The organism is Herbaspirillum sp. SJZ107 (genome assembly GCF_006715485.1).
GTDB lineage: Bacteria > Pseudomonadota > Gammaproteobacteria > Burkholderiales > Burkholderiaceae_D > Telluria.
This window is the reverse complement of sequence record NZ_VFNH01000001.1, coordinates 77,918-90,985: the sequence shown is the minus strand read 5'-3', so window position 1 is coordinate 90,985 and position 13,068 is coordinate 77,918. Positions and strand designations below refer to the sequence as shown.

Here is a 13,068-nt window from a genome sequence, read left to right as displayed (position 1 = left end):
ACGGTTGGCCTTTTTACTTTTACACTGTGCTCATCATGGCCAGCTTCTCCTTCCCTGCCCTGCCCCCGCCGCTCGCGGTGCCTTCGCTGCCGCCGATGCCGGTCGGCGCCGTCACAGCCGTGGCGCCGGTGGCGCTGCTGCAGGCCGAGCTCGATGCGCTGCCGCTGCCGCAGTCGCAACTGGCGCCGGCACTGCCTGCCCCCGCCGCGGATGTGCCGGACGGTGCGGCGATGCGGCCCGACCAGGTAATCATGTCGCGCCAGCTGAACTGGCCGACGCCGGACGGCGGCACGCTCGCCAGTTCCTGGCGCGGCATGGTGCGCAACTACGGCACCCAGTTCGCCACCCGCGAGCAGCAGGCGCGCGCCGGCCAGGTGCCGGCGGCGATCCTGCTCAGCGGCCAGCCGATCGCCGATGCGCGGGTACTGCGCCAGGCCGAACTCCTCACCACACCGCAGGATGCGTGGCGCTTCACGATCCACGCCAACGGCGCCCGCGGCCAGCATTTGCGCGTGGTGCAGGGTGAGCCCGAACAGCAGCCGGAGCGCCGGCGCCGCCGTGCCCGTGCCGCCCTGCGCCTGGAACTGGTGCTGGCCGACGGCAGCATCGTCACGGTGCAGGCCGAGCCGGTCGCGGACGGAGTCCGCATCGAGGTGTGGGCGCAGGACAGCCGCACGCTGGAACGCATGCGCACGCTGCAGCCGGAGCTGGAAGCGGCGGTGCGGCGCACCGGCTTGCGCGTGCTCGGATGGAAGTACGTCGAGATTCTGCAAGACGGGCCGGTGCATGCGCGCCTGCCGTCGGCGGAGGCGGCATCGGCCCTGAGTCTGCCCGTGTTCAGGGCGGTGGCCGAACTAGCGCTGCTGCTGCCGGCCTGAAGCCGGCAGCGGCGCATCGGTCAACCGACGGTGCCGACGATCGAGACTTCGCGGTTTTCCGGAATCTCGTTATACGACAGCACGTGCAGGCCCGGCGCGAACAGGCGCGCATAGCGTGCCAGCAGCGGACGGATCTGCGGCAGCACCAGCAGCAGCGGCGGCGTGTGCTGCTGCTTCATCTGCTCGCGCGCCACCGGCATGTTCAGCTGCAGCTGCGACAGCAGTTGCGGATCGATCGGGTAGTTGTCCAGCGCGACCTTGCCGCCATTGGCCTGGCGCGCCTGGTTCAGCGACCCGAGCAGCATGTTTTCCAACTCTCCCGAAAGGTTAAACGCCGGCATGTCCTTCTTCTTGCCGTACAGCGTGGACACGATCTGGCGGCGCAGCGCGCAGCGCACCTCGGCCGCCAGCAGGATCGGATCCTTGGTGGTTTCCGAGCTGTCCAGCAGCGTGGTGGCGATCACCACGATGTCCTTCAGCGACACGTTCTCGGCCAGCAGCACGCGGAACACGCGCAGCAGCTGGGTGTGGGTCAGCGCCTTGTCGAGCGCGCCCGCCAGCTTGGGCGACAGCGCCGTCAGGCGTTCCAGCATCGCCGGCACGTCTTCGTGGCGGAACAGCTCCGCCATGTAGTCGCGCGCGACCTTCGAGGTGTGGGTGGCGATCGCGCTCGCCACTTCGACCACCTGGTAGCCCTGCCCCAGCGCATGCGCCTTCTGGTCCGCCTCGATCCAGGTCACGGCCATGCCGAAGGCCGGCTCGATGCCCGGGATGCCATCCAGCTCGCCGTAGACGTTGGGCGAGGCGATCGCCATCAGGCAGTCGGGCTGCACTTCGCCTTCCGCCACCACGGTGCCGTTGATCGCGATCGAGTACTGGTTCGGACGCAGCGTCAGGTCGTCGCGCACGCCGATCGGCGGCAACAGCAGGCCCATTTGTTCGGACAGGCTCTGGCGCACGCCCATGATGCGCTTGGTCAGGGTTTCGCCCTGCGCCTTGTCGAGCAGGTGCACCAGCTTGTAGCCGACGGCCACCGCGATCGGCTGCACCACCGGCAGCTGCTGCCAGTCGAGTTCCGGCGCGCGGTCGTCGCGCAGCGCCGCCTCGATCGCGGCCACGCCGGCGGTGTCCGGCGCCTTGATCTCGCGCGTCAGCTTCCAGCCGACGTAGCCGAGGGCGGCCGCGAACACCATGAAGAAGAACCACGGCATGCCCGGCACCAGGGCCAGGATGATCATCACGCCGGCGGCCGAGAACAGCACGTTCGGCTGCGCCAGCAGCTGGCCGCCGACCTGCTGCTCGAAGTCGCCGGAGTCGCTGATGCGGGTGACCAGGATAGCGGCCGCGGCCGACAGCAGCAGCGCCGGAATCTGGGCAACCAGGCCGTCGCCGATGGTCAGCAGCGCATAGGTCTTGAAGGCTTCGCCGAACGACAGGTCGTGCATCAGCGCGCCGATCGCGACGCCGCCGATGATGTTGATCAGGAGGATCAGGATCGAGGCGATGGCGTCGCCGCGCACGAACTTCGAGGCACCGTCCATGGCGCCGTAGAAGTCGGCTTCGTTGGCCACGTCCTTGCGCCGCTGGATCGCCTTTTCCTGGTTGATCAGGCCCGCGTTCAGGTCGGCGTCGATCGCCATCTGCTTGCCCGGCAGCGCGTCCAGCGTGAAACGCGCCGACACTTCCGAGATCCGCTCCGCACCCTTGGTGACCACCACGAAGTTGATGATCATGAGGATCACGAAGACCACCATGCCGACCACGAAATTGCCGCCGATGACGACGTTGCCGAAGGCTTCGATCACCTGGCCGGCCGCGTGCGTGCCCTCGTGGCCGCGCAGCAGCACGACGCGGGTCGAGGCCACGTTCAGCGCCAGGCGCAGCAGCGTGGTGCCGAGGATCACGGTCGGGAACACCGAGAAGTCCAGCGGCCGTTTCGACGATACCGATACCAGGATGACGACCAGCGCCATCACGATGTTAAAGGTGAACAGCACGTCCAGCAGCACCGGCGGCAGCGGCAGCATGATCATCGCCAGGATGGCCACCAGGAACGCCGGGGTGCCGTACTTCACGCGGCGCAGCTCAGCGAGCAGGCTGTTAATCATGTTCATTTAGCGGATACCTCACTCAAATGGGCCGGCACGGCCACTTCATTGGGGAACCGTGGGGGCGCCTGGCGCCGGCCTGCACGGAAAGCATTCAATTGCAGCACATAGTTCAGCACCTGCGACACCGCCTGGTACAACTGGGCGGGAATCTGCTGCTGCACCTGGCTGGTGTTGTAGATGGCGCGCGCCAGCGGCGGCAGCGAGACCGTTTCGATCTTGTGCTTGGCCGCCACCGCACGGATGTACAGGGCCATCTCGTCGACGCCCTTGGCCACCACGAACGGCGCTTCGGCGCGGTCGGTATCGTACTTCAGCGCCACCGCGTAGTGCTCGGGGTTGACGATCACCACGTCGGCCGTCGGCACGGTCTTGTTCACGCTGCGCCGCGCCAGCTGTTGCTGCAGCTGACGAATGCGCCCTTTGACCTCGGGCTTGCCCTCGGAACTCTTGTACTCTTCCTTCACTTCCTGCTTGCTCATGCGCTGGCCGCGCGCGAACAGGAAGGCCTGCAGCGGCACGTCGAGCACGGCGAAGATCAGGAACACCGCGACCAGCGACATCAGGCCGTCGAACATCATGCCGGCGCCGTGCAGCAGCGCGTCGGTCAGCGGCATGCGCTGCAGCTCGACCCAGGCGCTGCCGGCCGAGCGCACCACGTGCACCAGCACCGTCGCCAGCAGGGCCGCCTTCGCCACCGAGCCGGCGAAGGTGGTCCAGTGCTTGCCGGATGCCAGCTGGCCCAGGTTCTTCACCGGCGAGAAGCGGTCGAAGCGCGGCATCAGGTTGCTGCCCGAGACCACGAAGCCGCCCGGCACCATGCTCGACACCACGATCGCCAGCGGCACGCCCAGCAGCGGCAGCACCATCTTGACCAGCAGCGCCGCAGCGCTGCCCCATACCACCGACAGCGCGTTCTCGATCGAGCCCGCGGCGCCCAGCGGCACGTAGACCAGCCGGAACAGCGCGCGGAACGATTCCAGGTAATCCGGCAGCAGGAACACGAACAGCTTCAGGCTGGCCAGGATGCCGACCGCCGTGGCCAGGTCCTTGGAACGGACCACCTGCCCCTGCTCGCGCGCCTTTTTCAGCTTTTGGGCTGAGGCCTTTTCTGTCTTGTCGCCGCCGCTGCTTTCACTCATATGCGTCCGCCATGGGCCATCGTCATTTGCTGCTGGAGCATCTCCAGCACCTGGTTGGTCATCTGCACGTAGTGTTCGGGCACGAAGCGCACCACCTGCACCAGCATCATCAGGCCGAACAGCGTCACCAGCGAAAAGCCGAGCGAGAACAGGTTCAGCGACGGCGCCACCCGGTTCAGGAAACCGAAACCGATCTGCACCACCAGCGTCGAAAACACGATCGGCAGCGCCAGCAGGACCGCGGCCGAGAACACCCAGCCGACGTTCAGCGCCACCGTCTCCAGCAGCATGGGGCCGAAGCCACCACCCACCGGCCAGGCGCGGAAGCTCTGGCCCATCACGCCGGCCAGCACCAGGTGGCCGTCGATCGCGAAGAACACCAGCATCGACACCAGTCCGAGCAGCGCGGACACCACGTCCGACTGCTGGCCGTTGACCGGGTCGTTCATCTGCGCCATCGAAAAGCCGATCTGGCTCGATGCCAGGAAGCCCAGCATGCTCACCACCGCCATCGTCAGCTGCAGCGCCAGCCCGATCACGCCACCGATCACGGCCTGCTCGATCATCGTGACCACGCCGGCCAGCGAGAACGGATCCGGCATCGCCGCCACCTTGGTAATCGGCAGCATCAGGAACGCCAGCACCACCGACAGCAGCACGCGCACCGGGATCGGCACCATGCCTTCGCCGATGACAGGGGCGGTCGACAGCATCGCCATGATGCGGCAGAACGGCCACCACAGCGCCATCAGGGTCGGCAACAGCAGGTTTGCGACTTCCAGCATCTAGGTACCCACTCAGCCCACCAGCTGGGCCGCGCGCTGGAACACGGACACGCAATAATCCATCAGCTTGCCCGTCATCCAGTGGCCGGCCAGGACCAGCGCCACCAGCGTCACCAGCAGGCGCGGCAGGAAGCTCAGGGTTTGTTCGTTGATCTGGGTCGCGGCCTGGAACAGCGCGACGATGACGCCGGCGATCAGGCCGGGCACCACCAGCACCATCACCAGCAGCATCACCAGCTGCAGGGCCTCGACCACGATGTCGACTGCGATATCAGGTGTCATGGCTTACCACCCGTGAATGCTGCCGACCAGCGTGTTGACGGTCAGGGTCCAGCCGTCGACCAGCACGAACAGCAGCAGCTTGAACGGCAGCGAGATCACCAGCGGTGACAGCATCATCATGCCCATCGCCATCAGCACCGACGACACCACCAGGTCGATGATCAGGAACGGAATGAACAGCATGCAGCCGATCTGGAACGCGCTCTTCAGTTCGGACAGCACGAAGGCCGCCATCTTGACCGTGAAGGCGCGCTGCATCGGCTGCATGTCCGCCGGTTCGCCGGCCAGGTGCGCGATCTGGTTGAGCGCGGTCTTGCTGGTCTGGGCCAGCATGAAGCGCGACAGCGGCACCTCGGCCGTCTTGAGGGCCGTCTCCAGCGAGATCTTGTCCTGGTCGTAGGGCAGGAAGGCTTCGTTCCAGACCTGCATCCCGACCGGACGCATCACCAGCAGGGTCAGGATCAGCGCCACCCCGGTGATGATCCGGTTGGGCAGGCCCTGCTGCAGGCCGAGGGCCTGGCGCAGCAGCGACAGCACGATCACGAAGCGGGTGAAGCTGGTCATCATCATGACCATCACGGGCAGCAGCCCGAGGATGGTCATCAGGACCAGGATCTGCGACTTGACCGTCAGGCCGCTGGTGGAACCGGGGATGATGCCGGGCAGGACGTCCTGTCCGGCCGGGGCGGCCCAGACACTGGTAGCGGCGGCAAATAGGAAAACGCCGGCGATGGCCGGCGTCCAGCGGCGCAAACCGGCGCCGCCCTGCTTGAACGTCATGGTGCGATCAGGTCCAGGTTGAGGCCGTCGAGGTCGATGACCTTCAGGCCGTACTGCTCGCCTGCGACCACCACTTCGGCGCGGCCGATGGCGGCGCCGTTCACTTTGATCACCAGCGGCTCGCCGGCCAGGGCGTCGAGCGGGATCACGCTGGCCGGACCGATGGCCATCAGTTCCTGCAGCGAGATGCGGGCCGAGCCCACTTCCAGCGTCAGGGTCACCGGGATGCGGCGCATCATCTGCGGCAGGCGTGCCGAAGGAGCGGCGGCCACCGGAGCGGCGTCGTCGGCCAGGTCGTCGATGATGATGTCGCCGCCGGCGAATTGATCGTTCAGGTTCATATTGGGTTACTCGGCATCTTCAAAAGAGGTTAAACACAGCTTTCCCTTGCTCTCGGCGACCGCGGCGGTAAACAGCCGCGCTTCGTCGAGCAACACGTCGGCCCGGCCCATGCTGACCGGGATGACGTCACCCACCTTCAAGTCGAACAGCGCACCCAGGGTGATTTCCTTGCTCACCAGGCGGCCGTCGAGCTTGACCTGCAGTTTAGTCGCCAGCGGCTCGCTGGGACCACGCGCAGCGCGCGGGCGCGGCTGCTCCGGGCGCAGGCTGCCCAGAATAGTTGCCATCAAGGCTTGATCGGGCGCAATCCAGAACTCACCGGCGACGTCGGCGGCGTCGCGCACCCCGACCCGCACGGCCCAATTGGTCGCCCCCGGCATGGTCGCAGTAGCAACAGCATTGGCCGGCACCGGCTGCGGCGCGACTTCCATTGCCGTACTGACAGCGACGCGTCCATACAACACGTCGATCATCTGTTGCGTCAGTACGACGCTGAGACGGTCTTCGGTGGCGGTCACGCGCTCGCCCTGACGCTCTTTCTGTCCCTGCTGAGTTGCGCCGGCACCACGTCCACCGTAGCGCCGCTCCAACAGTGTCAGCAATAAACCACGGTCAAATGCCACCGAAACCGTCCCCAGGAGGCCAGTTGCGGCCATCCAACGCAGGTTCTCGAGCTGCGGCGCACGCCCGAATTCGACGATTTCCAGGCGCCAGCCGGCCCAGTAGCGGCGCGCGCTGCCCTGCATCAGGGCCTCGAGGTCATCCTGCAGACGGACTGCAAACTGGGGCAGCAGATGCACCGGACGCCCCAGGAGACGGGGGTCGAGCACGGCATGCTGTTCGGCGTTGGCTGTGTTAACGATTGGCATTTTAAAATTAACAATCTACTAATCGGGAATGCTATCTTTTCATTCCCCTGGGCAACAATTATACCTGTTAAATTGTGTCGCGTCGTTTGCGAATCCGCTTTGATTTCGCCATTGCCGTACGGTAAGATGCTCACATCCGATGCAGATTTCTCGAAATTGCCTGTGTGTCACCTAAATACATGTGGATATTTCTTCCACACCAGAGGATACCCAGTTTCTGCCACGCCCCTGCAGATTTAACAATTTCTTCAAAGCAATTAACTTTGACCGGTAGTGACGCTAAGCAACACTGTCAAATTTCTACCGCGCACCTACAAACACACAGCACTTGATCATGGAGTGGGAACACGATGGGAATTGAACTTGCCGGTCTGATCCAGGCCGACCTGGCCGCACTGACCAACGACGCCAGCCGCCTGGCGGTGGCGCCGTCGATCGACGCTGCCCAGCTTGGCCAGGCCAATGCGAATGGCGGCACCTCCTTCACGCAGAGCATGAAGGATGCGATCGCCGGCGTCGATCAGGAACAGCGCGTCGCCGGCGACAAGATGGCCGCGGTCGACAGCGGCAAGAGCGACGACCTGGTCGGTGCCATGCTGTCGTCGCAGCAGGCGAACCTGTCCTTCTCGATGCTGATGCAAGTCCGCAATAAAGTCATGGGCGCCGTCGACGAGCTGCTCAAGCTGCCAGTTTAATCAAGTTCATTGATCAAGCTTAATCACCCAGGAATCGAAACGTGATCGCTGCATTAAAGTCTGCCATCGCCGGCAAGCGCCTCGCGCTCCCGCCCGCGTTCTCCAGGAACCTGACCCCGATGCTGGTCCTCGCCCTCGGCGTGACCGCCGCGGTGATGCTGTACATGTGGAACGACCAGTCGAGCTACAAGCCGGTGTTCGGCGCCACCGAGAAGGTCGCCGCCGCCGACATGATGGGCGTGCTCGAAGCCGAGCACGTGCCCTACCGCGTGCATCCGCAGTCCGGCCAGGTGCTGGTGCCCTCCTCCCAGCTCGGCAAGGTGCGCATGCTGCTGGCCGCCAAAGGCGTGACCGCGCAACTGCCGGCCGGCCTCGAGCTGATGGACAAGAACGACCCGCTGGGCGTGTCGCAGTTCGTGCAGGACGTGCGCTTCCGGCGCGGCCTGGAGGGTGAGCTGTCGCAATCGATCCTCACCATGGATGCGATCGCCTCGGCACGCGTGCACCTGGCGATCGCCAAGTCGACCTCCTTCGTCGCCAGTGACGGCGACAAGTCGTCGGCTTCGGTGGTGGTGGCGGTGAAGCCGGGCCGCACCCTGTCCAACGAACAGATCGCGGCGATCGTGAACCTGGTGTCGGGCAGCGTGGCCAGCCTGTCGCCGGCGCGCGTGTCGCTGGTCGACCAGAACGGCAACTACCTGTCCTCGCGCGTCGACCTGAGCGAGGGCTTCGACGGCGCCGCCCAGGCGGACAGCGCCGCCAAGCGCTTCCAGGACGAGGTACGCACCAACGTCAACGAGCTGCTCGGCCCGGTGCTGGGCGCCGACAACTTCAAGGTCAGCGTGACCGCCGACGTCGACAACGACAAGGTCGAGGAAACCCAGGAGAAGTACGGCGAAGCCCCGAAGGTGACCAGCGAGGCGATGCGCGAAGAGATGGACAGGAACCGCATGGCGCTGGGCGTGCCCGGCACCCTGTCGAACCGTCCGCCGGCCGCTGCGGCGCCGGAAGGCGGCGCAACGGCAGCAGGCACCGATCCTAACGCTGCGCCCAAGCAGGATGACGGCAGCAACCGCAAGAACGCGACCACCCGCCAGTACGCCTACGACCGCGCCATCACCCAGATCAAGCGTGCCCGCGGCCGCCTGAAGAAGCTGTCGGTGGCGGTGGTGCTGAACAACGCCAAGGCAGCCACGCCGAAGACCGGCTGGACCCCGGCCGAGATCGCCAACATCGAGAAGATCCTGCGCGGCGGCCTGGGCATCGACACCCAGCGCGGCGACGTGCTGGCGGTATCCGCCCTGAGCTTCCCGGCACCGGCCCCGATCGAGCCGTGGTACCAGCAGCGCGACAACGTGGTCGACATGACCGGCTGGGCGATGTACGCGATCGGCGCCATCCTGGGCTGGTTCCTGGTCCTGCGTCCGCTGATGCGTGCGCTGACCCAGCGTGTGCTGCCGCAAGGCGCCGCTGCCCCGCAACTGGCGGGTGCGGCGGGCACCCCGGCCCTGGCCGGCGGTGCGGCGGCCGGTGCGCTGGCCGCCCCGGCGGGAGCCGGCGCCGCAGCCGCCACCCCGGAGCTGGGCGGCACGCTGCCGGTCCAGCCGCTGCTCGAGAACTATGATTTGCCCCCGGCCGGTTCGGCCGTGGATGTGATGGTCGACCACTTGAAGGTCCTTGCAGGCAAGGAACCGGAGCGGGTCGCGGAAGTGGTCAAACAATGGGTGCAGAAGAAAAATGCCGGAACTGAACAGTAACGATATGCAGGAAGTCGCTCTCACTCCGGTCGAACAGGCCGCCATCGTACTGCTGTCGATCGGCGAAGAGCCGGCCGCGGCCGTCCTGCGCTGCCTCGAGCGCGAAGAACTGATCGAGCTGACCCAGGTGATGTCGCGGATGAGCGGCATCAAGGTCGACGCCGTCAAGAACGCGGCGCAGAAGTTCTTCGACGACTACCGCCAGCAAAGCGGCCTGCACGGCGCGTCGCGCAGCTACCTGAAGCGCTCGCTCGACCTGGCGCTGGGCAGCGAGATCGCCAACTCGGTCCTGAACACGATCTATGGCGACGCCATCCGCCCGATGATGGCGCGCCTGCAGTACGCCTCGCCCAAGTGGCTGGCCGAATACATCGCCAACGAGCACGTGCAGATGCAGGCCGTGTTCCTGGCCTTCCTGCCGGCTGCGCTGGCCGGCCAGATCATCGACGCACTGCCGGAAGAAGGCCGCGAGCTGGTGCTGCTGAACCTGGCACGCCTGGAAGAGATCGACCGCGACCTGCTGGCCGAGCTGGAAGAGCTGGTGCAGCGTTGCCTGTCCGCGCTCGACACCCAGAGCTCGACGGTCGAAGGCGTGCGCCAGGCCGCCGAGATCCTGAACCGCCTGCCGACCAACCGCGGCACGATGGTCGAGCTGCTGCGCGCCCACGATCCGGAGGTGGTCTCGAAGATCGAGATGTCGATGTACGACTTCTTCATCCTGTCGAAACAGACCGAGCAGACCATCTCGCGCCTGCTCGACGAGATCCCGCTGGAGCAGTGGGCGATCGCACTCAAGGGTGCCGAGCCGGCCCTGCGCGACGCCCTGCTGGGCGCGATGCCGAAGCGCCAGGCCCAGAGCTTCGAGGACCTGATGCGCCGTTCCGGCCCGGTGCCGATGTCGCGCATCGAGCAGACCCGCCGCGAGATCATGGCGTCGGTCAAGGAGCTGGTCGACAACGGTGAGATCGAAGTGCAGCTGTTTGCCGAGGCGACCGCGGAATGAAGCAGTTCCGGCCTTATCACTTCCCGCCGCTGTCGCAGTACATCGCTGCGAGCGGCGCCACGGCATCCTCGTCCAATGCGGGCGAGGACTGGCAGGGCGCGGTCGCCGACGGCTTCCGCCAGGGCCAGCGCGACGGCTACGATGTCGGCCTCGAACAGGGCCGCACCGAGGGCCTGGAGTCGGGCCACGCCGAAGGCCTGGCGCGCGGCTACGAGGAAGGCCGCCAGCAGGCGCTGGCGGAAATCGAAGCCGCGCTCAAGCCGGTCGACGCCATGCTGCGCGGCCTGAAGAAGCTGAAGACCGAATACCGCAATGCCCAGCGCAACGAAGTGGTGGACCTGGTCGGCAAGATCGCGCGCCAGGTGATCCGCGCCGAACTGGCGCTGCAGCCGGTGCAGATGCTGGCGCTGGTCGACGAGGCGCTGGCCGGCATGCCGCCGACCCGCGACGAGGTCGAGGTGCTGCTCAATCCGGAAGAACTCAAGCGCATCCAGGAACTCGATCCGAAGCGCGCCAAGAAATGGAACCTGATGGCTGATCCGAGCCTGGTGCCGGGCGAGTGCCGCGTGCGCGCCGGCGACCACGAAGTCGATGCCGGCTGCCAGAACCGCCTGGCCGCCTGCATGGAGCAGGTGCGCGAGGGCTTGACCGCCGCCGATACGAAAGGTGAAGAATGAGCGCGCTCGCCGAAACCCTGCGTTCCCTCGACATCGGCGCGGTGCCGGTGGCGGTGCCGACCGGCCGCCTGGTCGCGGTGCAGGGCCTGCTGCTGGAAAGCGTCGGCTGCAAGCTGCACACCGGCCAGCGCTGCCGCGTCGAGACCGTCGACGGCGGCTGGCTCGACGCCCAGGTGGTGGGCTTCCGCGACAAGGTGACCTACCTGATGCCGTTCAAGAAGGCGGACGGCCTGGTCACCGGCGCGCGCGTGCTGCCGGCCACCGGCCCGTCCAGCATCCAGATCGGTCCGTCGTGGATGGGCCGCATGGTGAACGGTCTGGGCGAGCCGATCGACGGCCTGGGCCGCCTCGGCGGCGACCAGACCCTGTCGACCACGCCGCCCAAGGTCAATCCCCTGCGCAAGGCGCCGGTGGAAGAGCCGCTGGACGTCGGCGTGCGTGCGATCAATTCGATGCTCACGATCGGCAAGGGCCAGCGCGTCGGCCTGATGGCCGGTTCCGGCGTCGGCAAGTCGGTGTTGCTCGGCCTGATCACGCGCCAGACCGTGGCCGACGTGATCGTGGTCGGCCTGATCGGCGAGCGTAACCGCGAGGTGCGCGAATTCGTCGAGAAGTCGCTCGGTCCGGAAGGCCTGAAGCGCGCGGTGCTGGTGGTGGCGCCGGCCGACGAATCGCCGATGATGCGCGTGATGGCGACGGAAATGTGCCACTCGATCGCGGCCCACTTCCGCGACCGCGGCCAGAACGTGCTGCTGCTGTGCGATTCGCTGACCCGCTATGCGATGGCGCTGCGCGAAGTGGCGCTGTCGCTGGGAGAACCGCCGGCCACGCGCGGCTATCCGCCGTCGGTGTTCTCGAACCTGCCGCAGCTGTGCGAATCGGCCGGCAACGGCGAGAACGCCAACGGCAGCATGAGCGCCATCTATACGGTGCTGGCCGAAGGCGACGACCAGCAGGATCCGGTGGTGGACAGCGCGCGCGCCATCCTCGACGGCCACATCGTGCTGACGCGCGAACTGGCCGAGCGCGGCCACTACCCGGCGATCGACGTCGCCCAGTCGATCAGCCGCTGCATGGCGCAGGTGGTCGGCCCCGAACACGCGCAGGCCGCGCGCAAGCTGAAGGCGGCGATGGCGAAGCATGCGCGCGTGCGCGACCTGATCCCGCTCGGCGCCTACCAGCCGGGCGCCGATCCGGAGACCGACCGCGCCGTGAAGCTGCATCCGCACATCGAAGCCTTCCTGTGCCAGGGCACGCGCGAAGACGCGCCGCTGGCACCGTCGGTCGACCAGCTGAAAGCGATGATGGCATGAGCAAACTGAATACGATCGAAAGCCTGGGCACGCTGGTACGCCTGCGCAGCACCGAAGTCGAGCGCCTGCAGGCCGATCTCGCCAAGCAGGAAGCGACGCGCGTGCGCTTCCAGAACAGCGTCGACCGCCTGACGGACCTGGCTGTCGGCAGTGGCCCGTCGGGCGCGCTGTCGCCGGTGCTGGCGGCCAACTGCGGCAACTACAAGCAGGCCGTGTTCGCGCTGGCGGACACCCACCGCACCGACCTGCACCTGCACGAGGCCAACATGGCGGTCTCGCAGGGCCGGCTGACGCAAGCCTGGACCCGGCGTGAACTGCTCGGCAAGGTGCTGGCCCAGCAGGAAGCCGCGTTCGCCCGCGAACAGGACCGCGCGCAGCGCAAGCGCGAAGACGAAATCGCCACGCAATCGTGGCTGGCCGGACGGGCCGAATAACCA

14 protein-coding genes are annotated in these 13,068 nt (G+C 66.6%); 7 read left to right on the top strand and 7 right to left on the bottom strand.

Annotation, left to right across the window (positions count from 1 at the left end; translation table 11 throughout):
• Nucleotides 1-35: 35 nt before the first annotated feature.
• Nucleotides 36-878 (top strand): hypothetical protein, encoded by an 843-nt coding sequence (locus tag FBX97_RS00350; protein WP_141828285.1) that lies wholly within the window; start codon nt 36-38, stop codon nt 876-878.
• 20 nt (nt 879-898) lie between these two features.
• Here FBX97_RS00350 and FBX97_RS00345 read toward each other — a convergent pair whose 3' ends face one another.
• From FBX97_RS00345 to FBX97_RS00315, 7 genes are read right to left on the bottom strand one after another with little or no spacing between them, the layout of a single operon-like run.
• A complete protein-coding gene (locus FBX97_RS00345) occupies nt 899-2,992 on the bottom strand; it encodes a flagellar biosynthesis protein FlhA (protein WP_141828284.1) in 2,094 nt (697 codons plus the stop codon).
• Nucleotides 2,989-4,128, bottom strand: coding sequence for a flagellar biosynthesis protein FlhB (locus tag FBX97_RS00340; protein WP_141828283.1), 1,140 nt, complete (start codon nt 4,126-4,128; stop codon nt 2,989-2,991). The genes FBX97_RS00345 and FBX97_RS00340 overlap by 4 nt, the downstream gene beginning before the upstream one ends.
• Nucleotides 4,125-4,913 carry a flagellar biosynthetic protein FliR gene (gene fliR / locus FBX97_RS00335; RefSeq protein WP_141828282.1) on the bottom strand — a complete coding sequence of 263 codons (789 nt, stop codon included), beginning with the start codon at nt 4,911-4,913 and terminating at the stop codon, nt 4,125-4,127. The genes FBX97_RS00340 and fliR overlap by 4 nt, the downstream gene beginning before the upstream one ends.
• A 12-nt stretch (nt 4,914-4,925) precedes the next feature.
• Nucleotides 4,926-5,195, bottom strand: a complete 270-nt coding sequence (fliQ, locus tag FBX97_RS00330; protein WP_141828281.1) for a flagellar biosynthesis protein FliQ — start codon at nt 5,193-5,195, stop codon at nt 4,926-4,928.
• Between the two features lie 3 nt (nt 5,196-5,198).
• Nucleotides 5,199-5,975 carry a flagellar type III secretion system pore protein FliP gene (gene fliP, locus FBX97_RS00325; protein WP_141828280.1) on the bottom strand — a complete coding sequence of 259 codons (777 nt, stop codon included), beginning with the start codon at nt 5,973-5,975 and terminating at the stop codon, nt 5,199-5,201.
• Nucleotides 5,972-6,316 (bottom strand): FliM/FliN family flagellar motor switch protein, encoded by a 345-nt coding sequence (locus FBX97_RS00320; protein ID WP_141828279.1) that lies wholly within the window; start codon nt 6,314-6,316, stop codon nt 5,972-5,974. The genes fliP and FBX97_RS00320 overlap by 4 nt, the downstream gene beginning before the upstream one ends.
• Before the next feature lie 6 nt (nt 6,317-6,322).
• Nucleotides 6,323-7,186 carry a FliM/FliN family flagellar motor switch protein gene (locus tag FBX97_RS00315; protein WP_141828278.1) on the bottom strand — a complete coding sequence of 288 codons (864 nt, stop codon included), beginning with the start codon at nt 7,184-7,186 and terminating at the stop codon, nt 6,323-6,325.
• A gap of 350 nt (nt 7,187-7,536) precedes the next feature.
• Here FBX97_RS00315 and FBX97_RS00310 point away from each other — a divergent pair, with 350 nt between their 5' ends.
• From FBX97_RS00310 to FBX97_RS00285, 6 genes are read left to right on the top strand one after another with little or no spacing between them, the layout of a single operon-like run.
• Nucleotides 7,537-7,881, top strand: coding sequence for a flagellar hook-basal body complex protein FliE (locus FBX97_RS00310; protein ID WP_141828277.1), 345 nt, complete (start codon nt 7,537-7,539; stop codon nt 7,879-7,881).
• Between the two features lie 41 nt (nt 7,882-7,922).
• Nucleotides 7,923-9,638, top strand: a complete 1,716-nt coding sequence (gene fliF / locus FBX97_RS00305) for a flagellar basal-body MS-ring/collar protein FliF (RefSeq protein WP_141828276.1) — start codon at nt 7,923-7,925, stop codon at nt 9,636-9,638.
• Complete coding sequence (locus FBX97_RS00300; protein ID WP_141828275.1) at nt 9,619-10,641, top strand: flagellar motor switch protein FliG; 1,023 nt, start codon at nt 9,619-9,621, stop codon at nt 10,639-10,641. Before fliF ends, FBX97_RS00300 begins: the two co-directional genes overlap by 20 nt.
• On the top strand, nt 10,638-11,318 hold the full coding sequence (gene fliH / locus FBX97_RS00295; protein ID WP_141828274.1) for a flagellar assembly protein FliH: 681 nt from the start codon (nt 10,638-10,640) through the stop codon (nt 11,316-11,318). Before FBX97_RS00300 ends, fliH begins: the two co-directional genes overlap by 4 nt.
• Nucleotides 11,315-12,631, top strand: coding sequence for a flagellar protein export ATPase FliI (gene fliI, locus FBX97_RS00290; protein WP_141828273.1), 1,317 nt, complete (start codon nt 11,315-11,317; stop codon nt 12,629-12,631). Before fliH ends, fliI begins: the two co-directional genes overlap by 4 nt.
• Nucleotides 12,628-13,065: a flagellar FliJ family protein gene (locus FBX97_RS00285; RefSeq protein ID WP_141828272.1), complete on the top strand. Its 438-nt coding sequence runs from the start codon at nt 12,628-12,630 to the stop codon at nt 13,063-13,065. Before fliI ends, FBX97_RS00285 begins: the two co-directional genes overlap by 4 nt.
• The last annotated feature ends 3 nt before the right edge of the window (nt 13,066-13,068 follow it).

Coding starts and splice junctions, on each gene's coding strand:
- FBX97_RS00350 (WP_141828285.1), top strand. CDS start 36: ATGGCCAGCTTCTCCTTCCCTGCCCTGCCCCCGCCGCTCGCGGTGCCT.
- FBX97_RS00285 (WP_141828272.1), top strand. CDS start 12,628: ATGAGCAAACTGAATACGATCGAAAGCCTGGGCACGCTGGTACGCCTG.
- fliR (WP_141828282.1), bottom strand. CDS start 4,913: ATGCTGGAAGTCGCAAACCTGCTGTTGCCGACCCTGATGGCGCTGTGG.
- FBX97_RS00310 (WP_141828277.1), top strand. CDS start 7,537: ATGGGAATTGAACTTGCCGGTCTGATCCAGGCCGACCTGGCCGCACTG.
- fliQ (WP_141828281.1), bottom strand. CDS start 5,195: ATGACACCTGATATCGCAGTCGACATCGTGGTCGAGGCCCTGCAGCTG.
- fliI (WP_141828273.1), top strand. CDS start 11,315: ATGAGCGCGCTCGCCGAAACCCTGCGTTCCCTCGACATCGGCGCGGTG.
- FBX97_RS00320 (WP_141828279.1), bottom strand. CDS start 6,316: ATGAACCTGAACGATCAATTCGCCGGCGGCGACATCATCATCGACGAC.
- FBX97_RS00315 (WP_141828278.1), bottom strand. CDS start 7,186: ATGCCAATCGTTAACACAGCCAACGCCGAACAGCATGCCGTGCTCGAC.
- fliH (WP_141828274.1), top strand. CDS start 10,638: ATGAAGCAGTTCCGGCCTTATCACTTCCCGCCGCTGTCGCAGTACATC.
- FBX97_RS00345 (WP_141828284.1), bottom strand. CDS start 2,992: ATGAACATGATTAACAGCCTGCTCGCTGAGCTGCGCCGCGTGAAGTAC.
- fliP (WP_141828280.1), bottom strand. CDS start 5,975: ATGACGTTCAAGCAGGGCGGCGCCGGTTTGCGCCGCTGGACGCCGGCC.
- FBX97_RS00340 (WP_141828283.1), bottom strand. CDS start 4,128: ATGAGTGAAAGCAGCGGCGGCGACAAGACAGAAAAGGCCTCAGCCCAA.
- FBX97_RS00300 (WP_141828275.1), top strand. CDS start 9,619: ATGCCGGAACTGAACAGTAACGATATGCAGGAAGTCGCTCTCACTCCG.